The 17,023-nt window shown below is 53.2% G+C and carries 11 protein-coding genes and 2 pseudogenes; 12 read left to right on the plus strand and 1 reads right to left on the minus strand.

The window, feature by feature from the left end; all coding sequences use genetic code 11:
- Positions 1-56: 56 nt before the first annotated feature.
- A complete protein-coding gene (locus tag BHD08_RS08330) occupies positions 57-1,406 on the minus strand; it encodes a class II 3-deoxy-7-phosphoheptulonate synthase (RefSeq protein ID WP_125021446.1) in 1,350 nt (449 codons plus the stop codon).
- 133 nt (positions 1,407-1,539) lie between these two features.
- Here BHD08_RS08330 and BHD08_RS08335 point away from each other — a divergent pair, with 133 nt between their 5' ends.
- The 12 genes and pseudogenes from BHD08_RS08335 (at position 1,540) to BHD08_RS08390 (ending at position 16,943) form a co-directional block, all read left to right on the plus strand.
- Positions 1,540-2,289 (plus strand): spermidine synthase, encoded by a 750-nt coding sequence (locus BHD08_RS08335; protein ID WP_125021448.1) that lies wholly within the window; start codon positions 1,540-1,542, stop codon positions 2,287-2,289.
- 1,778 nt (positions 2,290-4,067) lie between these two features.
- Complete coding sequence (locus BHD08_RS23465; RefSeq protein ID WP_375708245.1) at positions 4,068-4,700, plus strand: methyl-accepting chemotaxis protein; 633 nt, start codon at positions 4,068-4,070, stop codon at positions 4,698-4,700.
- A 385-nt stretch (positions 4,701-5,085) separates the two neighbouring features.
- Positions 5,086-6,756, plus strand: coding sequence for a DEAD/DEAH box helicase (locus tag BHD08_RS08345; RefSeq protein ID WP_038658840.1), 1,671 nt, complete (start codon positions 5,086-5,088; stop codon positions 6,754-6,756).
- A 257-nt stretch (positions 6,757-7,013) separates the two neighbouring features.
- Positions 7,014-7,298, plus strand: coding sequence for an integration host factor subunit beta (gene ihfB, locus BHD08_RS08350; protein WP_003280517.1), 285 nt, complete (start codon positions 7,014-7,016; stop codon positions 7,296-7,298).
- Positions 7,299-7,471: 173 nt separating this feature from the next.
- A pseudogene (locus BHD08_RS08355) lies at positions 7,472-8,933 on the plus strand (MBL fold metallo-hydrolase RNA specificity domain-containing protein).
- Positions 8,934-8,966: 33 nt separating this feature from the next.
- Positions 8,967-9,317 (plus strand): annotated as a pseudogene (locus BHD08_RS08360) (UDP-N-acetylglucosamine 2-epimerase); the annotation flags it as partial.
- Positions 9,318-9,513: 196 nt separating this feature from the next.
- Positions 9,514-10,950, plus strand: a complete 1,437-nt coding sequence (locus BHD08_RS08365; protein WP_125021452.1) for a mannose-1-phosphate guanylyltransferase/mannose-6-phosphate isomerase — start codon at positions 9,514-9,516, stop codon at positions 10,948-10,950.
- Between the two features lie 20 nt (positions 10,951-10,970).
- Positions 10,971-12,971: an FkbM family methyltransferase gene (locus BHD08_RS08370; protein ID WP_125021454.1), complete on the plus strand. Its 2,001-nt coding sequence runs from the start codon at positions 10,971-10,973 to the stop codon at positions 12,969-12,971.
- A 10-nt stretch (positions 12,972-12,981) separates the two neighbouring features.
- Entirely contained in the window at positions 12,982-14,469 is a 1,488-nt protein-coding gene (locus BHD08_RS08375; protein ID WP_160128633.1) for a polysaccharide pyruvyl transferase family protein, read from the plus strand.
- Complete coding sequence (locus BHD08_RS08380) at positions 14,454-15,224, plus strand: ABC transporter permease (protein WP_125021458.1); 771 nt, start codon at positions 14,454-14,456, stop codon at positions 15,222-15,224. The genes BHD08_RS08375 and BHD08_RS08380 overlap by 16 nt, the downstream gene beginning before the upstream one ends.
- On the plus strand, positions 15,217-15,846 hold the full coding sequence (locus tag BHD08_RS08385; protein WP_125021460.1) for an ATP-binding cassette domain-containing protein: 630 nt from the start codon (positions 15,217-15,219) through the stop codon (positions 15,844-15,846). The genes BHD08_RS08380 and BHD08_RS08385 overlap by 8 nt, the downstream gene beginning before the upstream one ends.
- On the plus strand, positions 15,843-16,943 hold the full coding sequence (locus tag BHD08_RS08390) for a glycosyltransferase (RefSeq protein WP_125021462.1): 1,101 nt from the start codon (positions 15,843-15,845) through the stop codon (positions 16,941-16,943). Before BHD08_RS08385 ends, BHD08_RS08390 begins: the two co-directional genes overlap by 4 nt.
- Positions 16,944-17,023: the final 80 nt, after the last annotated feature.

Raw genomic sequence — 17,023 nt, forward strand, 5'->3', positions numbered from 1 at the left:
TCGGGCAGGCATCGCCATGCCCGATGTGGCGGAGCTGTGCGCTGTAGATGGGCGGATCAGTTTGGCCGCAATTGCTTCAGCGTCTCGGCAATCATGAAGGCCATTTCCAGCGACTGGTCGGCGTTGAGGCGCGGATCGCAATGAGTGTGATAGCGGTCGCAGAGGCTGGCTTCGGTGATCGGTCGGGAGCCGCCGATGCACTCAGTGACGTTCTGCCCAGTCATTTCGATATGTATGCCGCCGGGATAGCTGCCCTCGGCGCGGTGCACATCGAAGAACTGGCGGACTTCTGCAAGCACCTTCTCGAAGTCCCGAGTCTTGTAGCCGCTGGAGGCTTTCATCGTGTTGCCGTGCATCGGGTCGGAACTCCACAGCACATGGCGACCTTCGTTCTGCACTGCACGTACCAGTCGCGGCAGGCCAGCTTCGACCTTGTCGGCACCCATGCGTACGATCAGATTCAGGCGGCCCGGATCGTTCTGCGGGTTGAGGATGTCGATGAGGCGGATCAGCTCTTCGCTGTCCATGCTCGGGCCGACTTTCACGCCGATAGGGTTGCCGACGCCGCGCAGGAACTCGACATGCGCGCCATCGAGCTGGCGGGTGCGGTCACCGATCCACAGCATGTGCGCAGAGCAGTCGTACCAACCGCCGCTGAGGCTGTCCTGGCGGACGAAGGCCTGCTCGTAGTTGAGCAGCAGCGCCTCGTGAGCGGTGAAGAAGCTGGTCTCGCGCAGCTGGGGTGCGCCATCCAGGCCGCAGGCGCGCATGAATTTCAGCGTTTCGTCGATACGTGCGCCGAGCTGGTGGTACTTCTCGGCCAGCAGCGAGTTGGCGATGAAGTCCAGGTTCCATTGATGCACCTGGTGCAGGTCGGCGAACCCGCCTTGGGCGAACGCACGCAGCAGGTTCAGGCTGGAGGTGGACTGATGGTAGGCCTGCAGCAGGCGCTCCGGGTCCGGCACGCGGCTTTTCTCACTGAAATCGATGCCGTTGACGATATCGCCACGGTATGCAGGCAGGGTGACGCCATCGATGGTTTCGTCACCGGCCGAACGCGGCTTGGCGAACTGGCCGGCCATGCGCCCGACCTTGACCACCGGGCAGCCGGCCGCGAAGGTCATGACGATGGCCATCTGCAGCAGCACCTTGAAGGTGTCGCGAATCTTGGTGGCGGAGAATTCAGCGAAGCTCTCGGCGCAATCACCACCCTGGAGGAGGAACGCGCGGCCCTGGGTCACTTCTGCGAATTGCCGCTTGAGTTCGCGGGCTTCGCCGGCGAACACCAGGGGTGGCAAGCCAGCCAGGGTCTGCTCTACGCGCTTGAGGTGATCGGCATCCGGGTATTCGGGCTGCTGCTGGATTGGCTTGCTTCTCCAGCTTTCGGGGCTCCAGGCGTCGGTCATGGTCGTTCCAATTGGTAAAAGTGGTGCGATTTTACCTGATCGGCCGAGGCCCCGGAGATAGCGATGGCCTATCGGGCTGCGTAAGATGCGCTTCGCCGACATGATGGCGATCGGATAGCTGCGGAGCATATCGATGGACAAAGAGGAGCGCTTGCTCGCCGAAGTGCATGACGCGTTCGGGTTGATTCGCGTGCTGGAGGTGGGCGAGTACCGCTTTCTGGAGTTCGGCGCGGCCGTCGAGCAGAGCTGCGTCTTCACTGCTGATCCGGCCTGGCTGGAGTACGACTACACCCGCGCCATGCTGCTGGGTGGGCTTTGTCATCCTGAGCCAGAAACGGCACTGTTTCTCGGGCTGGGTGCCGGCAACCTGACCCAGGCTTGCATGCAGTTCCTGCCGCTGGAGGATGTCGAGGTCATCGAGCTGCGCCCGGCAGTGCCGGAGCTCGCAATGCAGTACCTGGGCCTGCAGAACGACTCGCGCCTGTATATACGCATCGGTGACGCCACCGAACTGCTGGATAGTGCCGAGAGCTCCGATCTGATCTTCGTCGATCTGTACAACGATGCCGGACCGGATGCCGCGCATCTGGCCTGGTCGTTCCTCAAGCGCTGCCAGGAAAAACTCAATCCAGGTGGCTGGCTGATCATCAATCAGTGGGGCACCGACGACGACCGCCCGCTGGGGGCTGCGCTGCTGCGTGGCCTGTATCACCGGCACTACTGGGAATGCCCGGTGAAGGAGGGCAACGTGGTCCTGCTGGTGCCGGCCGACCTCGACCAGCAGCTGGACGTGAATGGATTGCGTCTGCGAGCCGAAGCCCTGGCGCCGCGTCTCGGGTACACCTTGGACTCGCTGATCGGGGCGTTGCGCCCGGCCAGCTAAGCGGTGCCCCGTTGCGGTGCGCGGGTGCGCCTGCGGTATTCCGGATGAGCTCTATCGGTGCGTCTGCTGCAACCGCAGCCGCCAGGTCTTGGTTGAAGCGGCACGCCAGAGCGTTCCGGCGTTGGCGCTGGTGATCAGCGATAACGCTGACTCTGGTCGGCTCGTGAGTCTTTCTGGTGCGTAGAGCTGCAGGCTGGTCTGCTAATTGCTATTGGCCAGCATGCTCTCACCGCAGTAAGGAACGCTCAGTGCTGAAACTCCAAAACCATCAGATGCATCTTTCCGTAAGCGAACGTCATTGGCTGCCTTGGCTGGGGGCTACCGGCAAGCTACGAATGCGCTGGTCCTGTTGGCTCAACCGCGGTGTCTATTCCGCTGTGGAGCAGGTTTTCGAGGGCGTCGCGCAGTCCCGTGTGCGCATCCTGCAGAGCTGGGTTAGTGCACACTGGGAGCATCTGGCGGACCTCGCCTCGAACCTGGGCGAAGGGCTGGCCCATGCGGATGCCGACCTGCTGGAAAAGAAGCACGCCCAGTTGCCCGATCTGTCCGAGCTGTTCGTTATCGATCTGCAAGGCCGCGTGCTGGCCTCCACCTGTGCGGCTCACGTCGGGCAGCAAGATCTCGATGGCAGGGCGGTGGCCCGTGGTCTGAGTGAGCCATTCCTGCATGGTCCCTATCGCGACCCGCTGACCCTGCGCCTGGGTGCCAGCACATCGCGCTTTCATGATGCAGTGACCCTGATGTTCTATCAGCCGGTGCAGGTCGGCGGAAAGCGTTTGGGCTGCATCTGCGCGCGAGTTCCCAACGATGTCATCGGCGACATGATCCAACGCGAAGCCGGTCATGTTTATCCGGAGTCCGGCGACAACTATCTGTTCATGGTCGATTCCCGTTTCGACCGCACCGTTCAGGCCGGCACGGCGCTGTCGCGCTCGCGTTTCGAAGATGCCACTTTCAGTCATGGCGAGAACCTCAAGAGCGGCGTGCACACCCGTTGGGGCACAGTGCGTGTGCAGCAGCACACCGAACTTGAACTGCGTTTCACCGATCCCGCCACCGGGCAACTGCATCCGGGAGTACGGGAAACCATCGCCAACGGCTCGAATCTGTTCGTCACCTACCCCGGCTACTCGGATTACCGCCATATTCCGGTGATCGGCAAGGGCGTGACCTTTCAGTTGCCGGGTTCGCCGGATCGCTGGGGCATGATGTGCGAGGCCGACCTGGAGGAGGTCTATCGACGCCGCTCATTGAGCGCCGGGTTGATGAAAACGTACCTGTGCACCGTGACCACGCTGTTCATCATCGGTGGTCTGTTGCAGGAGTACAGTGGGCTGTCGCATACAGCGCTTAATCTGCTCAACGGCCTGCTACTCATACTGGGCGCCTGGTCCTTCGCGTCTTTCGGGCCCAAACGCCTGGCGGCGCGTATGCAGGAAATGACCGAAGTGATCCGCACGCTTGCCGAAGGCGAGGGCAACCTGCGTCAGCGAGTCGACAGCAGTACCATGCGACGCGACGAGAGTGGCGACATGGGGCGCTGGATCAACAGCTTTATCGACAGCCTGGATGGTGTAGTGGGGCAGGTGATCCAGGTCTCCAGGCATGTGCGGCATGATAACGAGCTGATGCTCGTCCGCAGCAGCGAGGCAGGGCAGACCACCGGTGAAGTCGCCGAGTCCATCCATCAACTGCTGTTGCTGGTAGAGGAGCAGCTGGGAGAAATCCAGCAGGCCTCGATGACCGCCGAAGAAATGAAGGCGGCGATGGACGAGGTGATGCAGCGCGCCCGCGAGCGTTTCGACACCGTGCGCAACGGTACTGAATCGATCCGTGATGTGGTGCAGCGCTCTGCGCAGAGCGTGCAGCTGCTCGACAGCCGCATGGGCGAGATCGATGAGATCGTCGGGCTGATCAGCGACATCACTACTCAGACCAATCTGCTGGCGCTGAATGCGGCAATCGAAGCTGCTCGTGCGGGGGATCATGGCCGCGGTTTCGCGGTGGTGGCGGGCGAGGTGCGCTCGCTGGCGCAGCGCACGGCCAAGGCCGCGGAGGACATCCGTACCAAGGTCGAGAGTCTGCAGGGCGAGACGCGCCAGGCGGTGTCGTTCATGGAAGGTGGCGTGCAGAACGTCGACCGCAGCCTACGCCTGACCGAGGAGGCGTCGTCGGAAAACGTGCATCTGCACCAGACAGTCGAGCGCATGTTCGAGATCATCAAGGGCTTGAACGAGCGCAGCCTGCATTACGGTCAGACCATCCGCGGTGTCGAGCAGGCCTCCAGCGAAATGGGGCAGACCTTGGGCGTGCTGCAGGGAAGTGCCGAACGTGTGCGCCATACGGCCGGCAAGCTACATCAATTGGTTGGTCGCTTTCGCGTCAGTGCCGTTAACAGCGACGCAGCTTGAAGCGATCTTGCCGCGATAGCCGCGCGTCCGCGCAAGGCCATGCATCCTTGCGTAGCGGGTTGGGGAGGCGCCTTTGCGGTGCCTATGGCTCGCGGCTCGCCACAAAAAGCATGATGGGATCTCCGCCTGCCGCGCAAAATACCCGCACAGCGTCACGTTAATCCGGTATAGTACGCGCCGGCTGAAACCCAGCCTGCGTTCAGGTACTGCAACACACGAAGCGCTGCTTCGGCTGCTGTCCGCTTCGAGCGGGCTATCCTTGACGATTCATCATTCATACGTTTTCGCAACCCCGCCGACCAGGCTGCCAGGGTGACCTTCGGGTTTTGCACGGCATGCGCAGCTTCGGAACAATGGGTCTTGCGGAGCATCAGAGACAAGACCCATGACCCAGGAAATCGGCGGCTTTGCCGCACTCGGTATTCACTCCGCTGTTCTGGCTGCCATCAGCGCAGTCGGCTACGAAGAACCATCCCCCATTCAGTCCCAGGCGATCCCGGTGATCCTTGGCGGCCACGACATGATCGGCCAGGCCCAGACCGGTACCGGCAAGACCGCAGCCTTCGCGCTGCCGATCCTGTCCAAGATCGATCCGGCTCGCAAGGAAGTCCAGGCACTGATTCTTGCGCCGACCCGTGAGCTGGCCCTGCAGGTCGCCACGGCATTCGAAACCTACTCCAAGCAGATGCCCGGCCTGACCGTTGTCGCGGTCTACGGTGGCGCGCCGATGGGCCCGCAGCTCAAGGCCATCCGCCAGGGTGCGCAGGTCATCGTCGCGACCCCGGGTCGCCTGGTCGATCACCTGAGCCGCAACAGCGGCCTGCTGTCGACCATTCGCTTCCTGGTACTCGACGAAGCCGATGAAATGCTCAAGCTGGGCTTCATGGACGATCTGGAAGTGATCTTCGAAGCCATGCCGGAAAGCCGCCAGAGCGTGCTGTTCTCCGCCACGCTGCCGCACTCCATCCGTGCGATTGCCGAGAAGCACCTGCGCGAGCCGCAGCACATCAAGATCGCTGCCAAGACCCAGACTGTCGCCCGCATCGAGCAGGCGCACCTGATGGTCCATGCCGACCAGAAGATCCAGGCCGTACTGCGTCTGCTGGAAGTCGAGGATTTCGACGCCCTGATCGCCTTCGTGCGGACCAAGCAGGCCACCCTGGATCTGGCTGCCGCGCTGGAAGCCAAGGGCTACAAGGCTGCCGCGCTGAACGGCGACATCGCCCAAAACCAGCGTGAGCGCGTTATCGAATCGCTCAAGGATGGCCGCCTGGACATCGTCGTCGCTACCGACGTGGCCGCCCGCGGTCTCGACGTGGCGCGCATCACCCACGTATTCAACGTGGACATGCCCTACGATCCAGAATCCTACGTGCACCGCATCGGCCGTACCGGTCGCGCCGGTCGTGAAGGCCGCGCGCTGCTGCTGGTCACCCCGCGTGAGCGTCGCATGCTGCAGGTTATCGAGCGCGTGACCAACCAGAAGGTCGCTGAAGCCCGTCTGCCGAATGCGCAGCAGGTGCTGGACGCGCGCATCAAGAAACTCACCAACAGCCTCGCGCCGCTGGTTGCCGATGCAGAAGCCACCCATGGCGAGTTGCTCGACAAGCTGGTCGCCGACATCGGTTGCAGCCCGCGTGCTCTGGCCGCTGCGCTGTTGCGCAAGGCCACCAATGGTCAGGCTCTGACCCTGGCCGAAGTCGAAAAAGAGCAGCCGCTGGTTCCGACCAGCAGCCCGCGTGAGCGCAGCGAGCGTTCGGATCGTCCAGAGCGTAGTGGTGATCGTGAGCGTCGCGCTCCGATTCCGCTGGCCGAAGGCCGCGCCCGCTGCCGTACCCCGCTGGGTGCGCGTGACGGCATCGCGGCTCGCAACCTGCTCGGTGCGATCCTCAACGAAGGCGGTCTTGCCCGCGAAGCCATCGGCCGCATCCAGGTGCGCGACAGCTTCAGCCTGGTCGAGCTGCCGGAAGACGGACTCGACCGCCTGCTCGGCAAGCTCAAGGACACCCGCGTCGGCGGCAAGCAGCTCAAGCTGCGTCGCTATCGCGAGGATTGAGCGGTAGGTAGTTGAATGAAAGGCGGGCTTATAGCCCGCCTTTTTTATTGCCCAGAGAAAGACAGCTTGGCTCTCGACTTCCATCCATGCGGCCTGTAGCCGGTTCGCTCCTCCGCTTCTTGGTAGTTCGTGTCGCGCTCCAATAAACGAAGCACTCCTTCCTCGTCAATCCCTCTCGGGCTGTTCAAACTCTGAACAACATGCTACAAACGACCGCAACCCGAATGATCTAGCCGCTTGAAAACGAAGGGAAAACCATGACCAAGTCGGAGTTGATCGAGCGAATCGTCACCCAGCAAGGGCTGCTTTCGTCCAAGGATGTCGAGCTCGCCATCAAGACCATGCTCGAGCAAATGGCACAGGCATTGGCCACTGGCGACCGGATCGAGATCCGCGGCTTCGGCAGCTTTTCCCTGCACTACCGCGCCCCCCGCGTCGGCCGCAACCCCAAGACCGGCCAGTCCGTCAGCCTCGACGGCAAATTCGTTCCGCATTTCAAGCCAGGGAAGGAGTTACGTGACCGAGTAAATGAAGACGAATAAGAGTTGTTCTCGTGTAAGAAGGAGATTCGTCTACCGCGATTCATCCCCTTTGCTTGTGTTGATTCCGTACAGCCGTTGTTCTTGATCCCGGTGCTGGTCTGCCGCCCTTCTGCATGGCAAAATGCCATGCTTTTGTGATCGCTGTCTCAAGTTACGGTTAAGGGATCTAGCCGATGACATCCCCCTATATTCAACACCACGGCGCTGTTACTGGTGTTACCGGTTCATGCCATCAGCTTCACGCTGACGCAGCGAATAGCTATCTGATCGACTGTGGTTTATTCCAGGGATCAGAAACCAACAATAAAGGATCAGCAGATCAGAACAGTCTGGCGATCGATTTCTCATTGGGCACAGTTCGGGCGCTTATAGCAACGCATGTCCATATCGATCATGTTGGTCGCATTCCTTACCTTTTGGCAGCGGGTTTCAAAGGCCTGATTCTCTGTAGCGAACCTTCAGCCAGACTTCTGCCAATTGTGCTGGAAGACGCGTTCAAGCTAGGCGTCAGCAGAGACCAAAAAAAGGTGGAGCGCTATATCAAGCTTGTAGAAAAGCGGCTTATCGCGCTGCCCTACAACATTTGGTTTGCGTTGCACGAATCGAAGGACATGGTCTGCCGTGTCCGCCTGCAGCGGGCCAGCCATATTCTCGGCTCAGCCTACGTCGAGTTCGATATCTCCTATCCGAAAGTGCGCACAGAAACGCGTAGTCTTTGCTGGCGATCTTGGCGCCCCGCACGCGCCCCTGTTATATGCACCGAGCCCACCTGATAGCGCGGATATCCTGGTCATTGAAAGTACCTACGGTGACCGCAATCACGACGACCGACGTACGCGACGCCAGCGCTTAGAGCGTGTGATCGAGCAGGCGTTAGAGGATAACGGCAGCATGTTGATCCCGGCGTTCAGCATCGGTCGTACTCAAGAGCTACTCTACGAGCTGGAGTCCATCATTCACGACAAGCGTCTTGGCGCGTTAAGCACTGAAGCAAGCAGCAACGCGCAAAGCTCAGGCGAGACTGGTGTCGACTGGCCCCGGCTTCCGATCATCCTGGACTCCCCGCTGGCCAATCGCTTCACTGCAGCCTATCGGCAACTGAAGCCCTTCTGGAATCAGGAGGCCATCAAGCGTGTACAATCCGGCCGCCGCCCGCTGGGGTTCGAACAGCTACTAACAGTCGACAGCCATGCCGAACACCTGCGGATGGTTGGATATCTGGCACGCAGCGCCCGTCCGGCGATCGTCATCGCCGGCAACGGTATGTGCTCCAGCGGACGCATCGTCAATTACCTGAAAGCCATGCTGTGCGACCAGAGGCACAACATATTGTTCGTTGGCTACCAAGCGGCAGGCACGCCTGGTCAGGCTATTCAACGCTTTGGCCCCAAGGGCGGTTACGTCGATCAAGATGGTGAGCGGTTGGCAATCAGGGCTGGTGTGACGACCATTGGCGGCTACTCTGCTCATGCTGATCAGGAAGGCTTGGTGAAATTTGTAACCAGCATGCGCCGATGGCCATCTCATATACGCATCGTTCACGGCAAATCAAAAGCAAAGCAAGCATTGGCCGCAAGGCTCGCCGCTATTTACCAGGACAAGCAACAACCGTTGCAGCTGGAAATCCCGCAATAAGGCCCTCGCGCCGGCTCAAGCTATGGATATGGTATGACAGTCAAAACCCTATGCGTCTTCGGGACACGGCCGGAAGCGATCAAGATGGCCCCATTGGCCCTCGCTCTGAATGCCGATCCGCGTTTTGACGCAAAGGCCTGTGTTACCGGGCAGCATAGACAGATGCTCGATCAGGTACTCGACCTGTTCGATCTGGTCCCTGATTTCGATCTGAACATCATGAAGCCTAGCCAGGACCTGTCGGATGTCACTAGCGCAATTCTTAAAGGCATGAAGCTGGTGTTTTCCGACTTCAAGCCCGACGTGCTGGTCCATGGCGATACCGCCACGACTTTTGCCAGCACTCTTGCCGCATACTATTACCAGATACCTGTTGCTCATGTCGCCGACGCGAAAGTTCCGGTGGGAAGGTCTGAGCGAATCTGCCAAGCGCTGGCCGGGCCGGTGCTCGTTGCCTCGGAATTAGGAGCTAGCATATAAAAAAATTTTTGAGGGGTAATGGTGAAACACCATAGGTGCATTACCAATATTGACGACACAGCACTATGTCAGTCGTTTAAAACGGAAAGGATCTAAAGGAATGAAGCTAATTCCCGTAATTATGTCGGGTGGGGTGGGAAGTCGCCTTTGGCCAGTATCCCGAGAGACCCATCCGAAGCCATTCATGGCGCTGCCGGACGGGCAAAACCTCATCCAAAAGACATTCATTCGCGCCGCTGCTCTCGATAATGTGGTGGAGATCATGACGGTCACCAATCGTGACCTTTTTTTCAAGACCGAAGACGAGTACCGTTTGGTTGGCGGAGTAGCTAGCCCGTTGAGCTACATTTTGGAACCCTTTGGCCGTAATACTGCTGCTGCGGTAGCCATAGCAGCGGTGCAATTGGAGGAGATATATGGTCCCGAAGCTCAGATGTTAGTACTTCCGGCAGACCATTTGATAGCTAGGCAGTCTGAGTTTCTCCAGGCAGTCCAACAAGCACAGATACTTGCAGCGGACGGCTACCTTGTAACGTTTGGTATCCATCCTGAATATCCGGAGACAGGTTTCGGCTACATCGAAGCCGACCACGCATCGCCTTTGCTTGGAGGGCTGAAAGTCCTTCGATATGTAGAAAAACCTGATGCTGCTGCTGCCAAAGGCTACGTGACGGCAGGTAATTACTTCTGGAACTCCGGCATGTTTTGTTTTCAGGTCGGCACCGTGCTGAATCAACTACAGCAGCATTCACCAGATGTTCTGCAGCACGTGCGGAATGCTTTCGCTCACGCGCATAGTACTCAAGGTGAAAAGCACCGTTGCCTCCGGTTGGACACAGAAACGTTTGCTGATGTACCAGACATTTCCATTGATTGCGCTTTGATGGAGCGTTCTGACGTCGTGGCGACCGTTCCGTGTGAATTAGGCTGGAGCGATATCGGCTCGTGGAGTGCGGTAAGCCAGTTGGTCGACGCTAATCCCGACGGTAACCGCTGTATGGGCGAAGTTCTGGCTTACCGCTCTAGCAATAATTATGTACAAAGTACCGAGCGGCTAACTGCCCTAGTTGGAGTTCACGATCTTATAATTGTCGATACACCGGATGCCATCCTTGTATCCCATAAAAACTGCACTCAAGACGTTAAACATATTGTCAGTCAACTCAAGAAGAATGGCCATAACGTCCACCAGTCTCACCAAACCGTCTACCGCCCTTGGGGCACTTATACAACTCTTGAAGAGGGTGAGCGCTTTAAAATCAAGCGCATTGTCGTAAAACCGAAAGCGTCACTTTCGTTGCAAATGCACCACCACCGCAGTGAGCACTGGATCGTGGTTAGCGGAATGGCCCGAGTGATTAATGATAGCGTTGAGCTGTTGCTTGATACTAATGAGTCTACGTTTATCCGAGCGGGCCATAATCATCGTTTGGAGAATCCCGGTGTTATTGATCTTATCCTGATTGAGGTTCAGAGCGGAGATTACTTAGGCGAGGACGACATTGTACGACTTGAAGATCGCTACGGTCGCACATAATAAAAGCAGGTTAAAGTAAGATGTTTATAAGCTATGCTCAAAATTTTGAAGATGTAATATTGTGGCGTGCCTTAAAAGACGTGCCCAATGGTACATATGTGGATGTGGGTGCGAACGACCCTGATGTGGATTCGGTTACTAAAGCTTTTTATCTGAACGGGTGGCGCGGCGTAAATATAGAGCCCGTAAAAAATTACTTTGACATGCTTGTTTCAAAGCGTGAAAACGATATAAATGTTAATGTCGCGGCATCCTCAGTGTCAGGGCAGATTACTCTATATGAAATTGAAGACACAGGGTTGTCCACCAGCGTAGCAGAAATTGCTGAGCGACATACCGCGGAGCTAGGCATAGTCTGCGTTGAGCGTACCGCTATGGCGCGAACGTTAACTGAAATTGTCCTTGATGCAAGTATTGATGAGATTCATTTTTTAAAAATAGATGTAGAGGGGCATGAAAAAGATGTGTTGCTGGGTTTGGATCTTAACAAAATCCGTCCTTGGATAATTTTGGTAGAGGCTACTGCACCAGCAACTCAACTGGAAACGTATGGCGAGTGGGAATATCTCATTCTAAGCGCGGGCTATATTTTTGCTTACTATGATGGCTTAAATAGATTTTATGTCGCCGAAGAACATAGTGATCGTTTGAATCTAATTGCAACTCCGCCAAATGTGTTTGATGGATTTATTCGCTCACGTGAAGCTCAGCTTCTCGACGAGCTGTCGTACTTTAAAGGGTTGTATCGGGATTGCTGTGATGAGCTTGAAGGTTGTCGCAATCAGCTTAAATTGGAAAAGCAGAACGGTGCTCGATTAGAATCATTGATTGAGTCCTACGAAAGTAGTATGTCATGGTTTATTACTAGACCATTAAGGCGTTTTAATCCGTTTTGGGCGCTAAGAGCTTCTATTGGTAAAGGAGCTCTATTGATTAATAGGTATGAGCCAATTGGGCGACCAGTTAAAGGTTTATTAAAGAAATATCCGGTTCTATGGGCTGCCGCTAAAAGGTATCTTTTATTTGCCACTGATTCAGTGGGGGTGGCGGCCTCAACTGACCAATATGCACAGCTTAGTTTTGACGGAATATGCATGCAGTTCGCGTTAGGCCCTCTTTCAGATAGAAGAGGTATTGGGCGTGTTAGTAAAGCCTTGTTTGATAGCCTAAGTGCTATGCAGACCGCTCCGCAGGAATTCCAGGAAACTGTGTTTTTTTATTCTTCTATTCATTGGTGTCCTACAACACTTCCCCTGAAGTCAATTGTTTATATACACGATGTTATTCCGCTCCTTTACCCCGAACTATACCCCGTAGAAATTCTGAGGGATTGGAATTATCACTACAGCAAAGTTGCGAGCCAAGCCTCCATTGTTGTAACTATAAGCGAAAGCAGCGCCGCAGACATAGTGAGATTGCTAAACGTACCAACGGATAAGGTGATCGTTGTTCCGAATGGAGTAAGTGTATTGCCAACAGCTAGCAATATCGCTCCGCCCTCGGATAAATATTTTGTATATGTTGGCTCTTACGATGTTCATAAGAATTTACAGGTCGTCTTAAACGCGCTAACGTCACCGCGACTTACAGATGTCCATTTGGCCCTGATCGGAGATAATCATAAGGCTCTGGCTGTGGCGAAGTCTTTAAATATAGATAGTCGTATACATTGCTATGGTCGTCTTGAAGACGCAGACATGGGGCGGCTTATTCAAAACTCCATAGGGCTTGTGTTTCCCTCGTTGTATGAAGGCTTTGGTTTGCCTCCCTTAGAAGCGGCAAAGCTCGGGAGGCCATCAATATGCAGTCGCAGGCCCGCCATGACAGAGTTCTTGGAAGGGGCAGCATTATTTGCTGATGCGGAGGATATAGATGAGTGGACTGATCGCTTAGTGCAGCTAGCCGAAGACGAAGATCTCGCTGTTGATGTTGGTCAGGCAGCAAAGCGTAAAGCTGACTCAATGACATGGAACAAAAGTGCAGAGCTGCTTCTCCACGCTTTGCGGACTATAGTGAAATAGAGGTTGCATTTTGGAACTTGCTAGCGGATTTGTTCGAAGTGATAATATTTTTCCTCGTCTTGATAAGAACTGGAAAGATACGGCAGAGTATTTGAAGAAAATAACTTCTGACCATATTTTGGGTCCGTACGAATTCGCGGAACTCTATCCCAATATCGATACTCCTCAATTTTCATATTTCAAAGAGGTGCGCTATTACAGTTGCGTAATTTTGTGTAAGGCGCAGATAGAGCAGTATAGTGATGTTTTTGTTGCTTCCGTGCTGAGTGACTTCCATTATGCATATGGCAATGATGTATTTAATGTTTTTCTCCGTGAGCCGAATGATGATGTTGGAGATTTAAAGCATGTTTATGATGCCTCAGCATTGAAAGACAAAGCATTAAAGTTTGTAAAGAGTTCTTTACGAAGCAACAATTTATTATTCTGGGTCAAGAAGAAGATTTTTGGCGATTATACAGGTTTGACTGTTTTAGTAGTGTCAGCTCATAAGTTCGGCAATGCGGGCGACGACGCGATAACCGAGGCGGCGATAAAAATTGTTGAGAAAGCAATGCCTGGAGTTCGGATTATCCTTGCAAGTCCTCCGTTCAGTAGGCTGGATGTGGATATGGCTGATGTGGTTTGCCTAGGCGGCGGCGGCCTCGTTTACGATTCGTGCTTCTATAATGCGATGAATTACTCTAACTATCTTCTGTACGCTAAATCACAAGGAAAAATGACTTTCGCCTTAGGCTTGGGTACGCAAGGCGTTAAATCTATGAAAGGTGCAGAACTCTTTAGAGAGGCACTAAGTACCTGTAATGTGGTGGTGGTAAGAAATAAGAGAGATGAGGAAGTGCTGGTTTTAAACTGTGGCGTTAGATGTCCGGTTTATACAACCAATGATGTGGTTTTTTCCTTCGGGAAGGCCGCCGAACAGAAGGAGTATGCTAAAAAAAGGCGGCGATTGAAAGTTGGTGTGTCGCTGCTAGAGTCTAAAAATCTGTTGGCTGCAAACCGTATGGCTTCTTATAGGTCCGGTTGTGAAGAAGTCATAGATTATTTGTGTGAAAATTATGATGTCCACTTTATTATGCAGAGCGAGGACGACAGGGAGCTTTACGCGCCATATATTTCGAAACATGGGTCGAAAGTGGTTTCTTTCCACTTTGGCAATGCTCAAAGCTACATCGATGCCTACTCCGATTTGGATTTCTGCGTTACATCACGGTTCCATGGTTTTATCTTTTCGCTGCTAGCTGGTACTCCGGTTATATCAGTTGGATCTAATGCTGGGAAAATTGACAGATTGATAAAAGCAGCGTTTCCTTCTATGGTCGGCGGGTACATTCCTCTGAGGGATTTTAGTTTTGTTAATTTTCAAGGTAAGTTGGCAAGCTTGTTGAGTTCAAAGCCTGGCTTTGTCGCAGAAGAGGCTGAACTACAGGCTGCTGTACAATCCGCTGAAGATACGGCGAAAATTCTTTCTAGGTACCTTAAATGCTTAAAAGAATGATGGAGCCAATTGTGCAGGTCCTTCGATTCACTAAAATTTCTCGAATAGAGTTGAGGGCAAAATACAAAAGAACGAGCATTGGTAGCCTCTGGAATCTAATTGGTTTTGTTTTGAAGGTGTCGGTTCTCACGGTAATCTATACTGGAGTGTTGAATAAGGATGTTGGAGAGTATCTTCCTTTTTTAATGGTAGGGATTGGTTTGTGGGGAATGATATCTGGCTCGCTTATGTATGGTTGCACAGCGATTGCAAACAACATGAAAATGATATACATGTCATCTGGCTTCCTTTTTGGCGCTGTTTATAAGGGTGTATTTAGAGAGGCTTACTTGTTTGCTCCCTTGGGGGTTGTGACCTTTATTGCTTTGGCGTTTCTTGGGAAACTGTCGTTCTCTGGGGTTGCCGGAGGTGCTGTGGGAGGTGCAATGCTAGTTGTTCTCCTATATCAGATGGCTCTTTCTTTATCTTTTGCTTGTGCAAGAAAGCCATACCTTAGGCATGTTTTTAGTTCCGTAATGGCAATTGCATTTATTGCTTCTCCTGTTATATGGGATCGAGGAGATCTTGGGGATATGCAGTTAGTGGCTGACCTCAACCCATTTTACTATATGCTAGGTCTGGTAAGGGAGCCTATATTGCATGGCATGTTTTTTTGGAAGGGGGTTGTTTTTTTCTTTGGTTCAATGCTATGTCTAATTCCGCTTAATTTGTTTTTTTATAAAAATACCTTTAATCGCTTGGCTTGTTATGAGTAGTGATGTCTCCCTGTTTAAGTTGGAAGATGTAAGTATTGCCGTGGGCAATGGCATAGTTTTATCAAATATAAATCTTGAGGTTAGCAGGGGTGAGGTTGTTTTTATTTTAGGATGCAGCGGTGTCGGGAAAAGTGTGCTAGCTAAAGCAATGGCTGGTTTTTTGCCGCTTGCTGAAGGATCCTGTGTCAGAAATAAGGAAGTTAGCCTGTTAGGTTTTCATTCGTTTGGGCTCTCGATTGAATTGACGTTAGAAGAAAATGCAAGGCTTCGTTCGCTATATTTAAGTTCTATAGAGGCTTCCAAAAAAACTTTGGATGATTTTTTCCATTTTACTGGGCTGTCTGATTATAGGCATTTAAAGCTTGGTGCTGTACCTTCGACTCTGAGGTCGAGATTTGCTGCTAGTTTATATATGTTTCATAAAGGAGGCGTAGCAGTAATGGATGGTGGTCTTTCTTTGGATGCTGGTCTTTCTGATACGTCTGTGAAAGCTATATATGATACTGTTATTTCTAACTTCGAGGCTTTTGTTTTTATTTCAAAGAAACGCCCCAAGGTTTTGAGTAATATAAGCAAATGCTACGAGCTCTCGTCGGCTGGTTTACGTTTGGTTTTGCCATGAAAATTCTGCACGTTTTTAAGACGTTTTTGCCTGAGACAAAAGGAGGAGTCGAACAGTTTATTTTACAACTTGCTCACGGAATGCAAGATAAAGGTGTGGTTTCTGATGTATTTTGCTTGAGCTCTGAGGGCGATTCAGAGTTTTTTTTTAAAGGCCTTAGAGTTTACGCTTGTCGCCGTGACCTTAATCTGTCCTCAACTGGATTCTCGATATCTGCTTTTCGGCGGTTGAAAGATATCGTTGATAACTATGACTTGATACATTACCATTTTCCATGGCCTTTTATGGATCTACTTCATCTTTATGTAGGTCGGCCTCGCTGTGTAGTTACGTATCATTCTGACATTATAAAACAAGTTGCGCTATATAAGTTGTATCGTCCTCTAATGGGTCGTTTTCTTGACACGGTGCAGTTTATTGTATCCACGTCGCCGCAGTATGCGAAGTCGAGTTTGGTGCTCAAAGAGTGGGCTCATAAAGTCGAAATAGTTCCTATTGGTCTGGATTATAATACATACCCGTTAGCCTCATTTGATCGGCTAAGCTATTGGCGATCTGCGGTGGGGGAGGGTTTTTTTCTATTTGTGGGTGCGCTTCGATATTACAAAGGCCTCAATTACCTTTTGAAGGCTGCGGAAGATTCAGGTCTTTCTATTGTTATCGCTGGGTCCGGGCCATTAGAGAGAACGTTGCGAAGCGAAATCCGTAATAAAATGCTTTCGAATGTTTCTATGGTTGGATCGGTGAGTGAAGAGGATAAGGTTTGCTTGATGCAATTGTGCAGGGCTGTTGTCTTTCCATCACATCTTCGTTCCGAAGCTTTTGGAATTTCTTTGCTTGAGGGGGCAATGTATGGGAAGCCATTGGTCTGCTGTGATATAGATACCGGTACCACTTTTGTCAATCGTAACTCGTATACAGGGATTGTTGTTCCACCTGGTGATTTTATTGCACTTCGCAGGGCGATGGTGTCTCTTTGTGATGACGATTTTGCCAGAAAAATGGGTGCTGGTGCTCGAGCTAGGTTTTTAGAGTTTTTTCAATCGGCTAAGATGATTGATGGTTACCTCGATATTTATAGGCGCTGCTTTTTATGAGCACTGTCATTCCGGTGCTTGGCTTGAAGTATAATTTTATGCTGGCTCTCGCTTGGCAAGCGTGCTCCTGGTCGTTGGTT

The organism is Pseudomonas sp. SCT (assembly GCF_003864275.1).
Taxonomy (GTDB): Bacteria; Pseudomonadota; Gammaproteobacteria; order Pseudomonadales; family Pseudomonadaceae; genus Stutzerimonas; species Stutzerimonas stutzeri_AE.